This window comes from Spirochaetota bacterium, from assembly GCA_026414805.1.
In the GTDB taxonomy this organism is placed as follows: Bacteria; Spirochaetota; UBA4802; order UBA4802; family UB4802; genus UBA4802.
This window is the reverse complement of record JAOAIH010000132.1, coordinates 1-2,651: the sequence shown is the minus strand read 5'-3', so window position 1 is coordinate 2,651 and position 2,651 is coordinate 1. Positions and strand designations below refer to the sequence as shown.

2 protein-coding genes are annotated in these 2,651 nt (G+C 35.8%); both read left to right on the top strand.

All coding sequences use genetic code 11. The annotated features are described in order from the left end of the window. Positions 1 to 2,195: hypothetical protein (locus N3F66_14890; protein MCX8125433.1), on the top strand; the 2,195-nt coding region annotated here is incomplete at its 5' end. A 160-nt stretch (positions 2,196 to 2,355) separates the two neighbouring features. Beyond that, on the top strand, positions 2,356 to 2,651 hold a 296-nt coding region (locus N3F66_14885), incomplete at its 3' end, for a DUF4372 domain-containing protein (protein MCX8125432.1).

The following is a 2,651-nucleotide window of genomic DNA, read 5'->3' as shown; positions in this document are numbered from 1 at the left end:
CTGCAACGCTTACTACCTCTTCCCTTGCTAATTTAACTATGAACCGGGCGAACAGAACCCTAACAATAGGTAATCCATTGAGAATATGGGGGGAACTCACTGCTACAACGGGCACCATAGCTTGTGGAAATAATGTAACCATAAAAGCTGATAATATACAAAAAGGCAGAATAGCACCAATTGGTACTAATGCAGATATCACTGGAAACATTACTTTTGAAGTATTTGCCAAAGGAGGAAGTACCGGATGGACCTTATTGGGTATTTCTGGTATTCAATCCCAATCGTTCACCGCTTGGTCAGATAATTTTCCGATTACTTGTCCAACTTGTCCATTATCCAGCACCTTTACTTCAATTTATCAATACTGTGAATCTTGTGCTACTAATAATTACTCTGCAGCAGCTCATTATGTGCCCATGTCAAATATTAATAATGCAATTACTGTAGGCAGAGGTTACTGGGTCTATCTTGGAAATTCTACCTATACTACTTCAAATATCATCATAGATGCTACAGGACAAATCGTGAAAAAAAATTTTGGAAATATTCCACTTACAAGAACAGGCCCTTCCGGAATACAAAATGGATGGAACCTGATTGCTAACCCATATCCTTCTCCTGTAAGTTTTGCCCGAATCTTAAATGCTATGGGCTCTCAATCTGTAAACATTGATAAAACAATTTATGCTTGGAACCCGGATTTAAATGGAGGAAACGGCGACTATGCTATTTATACACAAGGTGTAGGCTCTGTACCTCCTGTAAGCAGTGGTGGAATAGATGATAATATTCCGGCAGGTCAAGGATTTTTTGTCCGTGCAATAAATCCTGTAACACTTACACCATCTGAAAACTGGAAAACAACTACCAATAGCCAAAATAATTTGCTTAGAACTATGCAGGTTAATAACAATACACTAGCCTATAACGATTATCCTCCAACCATGATGATTCTTGAAATGAAAGGACCCAATAATTACGATGTATATACAGCCGTTGCTCTGCATCCTAATGCTACTACCAATTTTGATGATCTTTATGATGCTGTTCAAGTAGGGAGCGATTTTCCTGCCCCTCAATTGATGACTGTGAGCAATGGAATGGAATACAAAATAAATACTTTTCCTCCTGTTAATGGTACCTATTCTATAGAAGTAAAAGCAATAACCGGAGTTTCTGGTAATTACACTATCATGCCCCTTAACATAAACAATTTTTCAAATGGGGCTTGTTTATCTTTGTACGATAAGTTTACAGGCACTACACACAATTTATCATCGGGTTCTTATACATTCAATTTATCAGACACTACTTCAGTGTCAAGATTTATTTTGACTATTACAAATAACACGGTTAATGCCAGCGTGAGTGTGTTACAACAACCCACTTGTTCTAATGATGCAAGCGGAAATGCATTGATAAATATCACCGGCTCTTCTTATCCTTACTTTTTATATTTGAAAGACCCTAACGGTAGTGTTTTGACTACTAATACTATTTCTACAAATACCTATACTTTTACAGGTTTAAATGGAGGAAGTTATTTTGTTGAAGTGGCAAGTCCTTCTACCTGTGCATCTAATGTAATTAATTTTTCTGTTGCTCCTACCAATACCATTTTACCACAAAGCTATTTCAATTTAATATCCAACGACACATTGAAATTAGATTTCTCACAACCTATTGTGGCGGTCAATCAATCTACCAATTCTGCGAGTATTTTGTGGGAGTTGATTGGCGATGGATATTCTGCTTCTACCAACACATTTTCATTTATGCCATCAACAGAAGGAGAATATATTCTTCAATTAACAGCATATAATACCTGCAATGATACCTCTATGTTTCAAGTGCCTGTTTTGATAATTCCCGGACCAGATTCTCCTTCTCCATTTGGTTATGCTCCTGATGGAACTCCTATGCAAACATCAAAATTATTAACACCTGCAGATACCAATAATGAACCCAATGTTATGATTTCTAAAGATGAGCATGGCTGGTTGATAGATGGTAATAATGTAACAGATGCCTATATTCAAATAACTGATTTAATGGGTAGAATAATCAAATTTGAAAAAGCCAATCTGCAAGACAGGTACTATATTCGTCATCTGAATGTTAATCAACAATGGATCATTGTTACAGTTCAATTTAATAATAAAACAATTGCAAAAAAACTGTTTTATGAATAGTTTTATCTAAAAATTATGAAAAAAATAACTTTTTTATTTTTTGACACTATTGTCCAAAATAATTCTTAAAAAGGATACACAAAATTAAAAACAAAAAGGGCAGAAAATTCTGCCCTTTTTTGTTTTTTTGCTGATGTTTTTAACTCCAAATTACTTGTCTATGAAAAACACCCATCAGCCCCACAAAATTAATCAAAAATTCTTTTCCCCCTTTCCTGTTTTTGGACAGCTGGCTGCCCTTGTTAAACAAGCCAATATAGAACCTATCATCCTAAAATCCGCATCAGATAAGCATTCCAAAAAGTTCAAATCTAAAGACCATCTCCTCACTATGTTAATCGCTGTTATCACTCGCGTCCAATCTATCCGTGACCTCTGTGCTATGTTCTTTGCTCATCGTTCCATTCTTCATCATCTTGGAATTCACAACCTCCCTAAAAGAAGTACTCTCAGCTA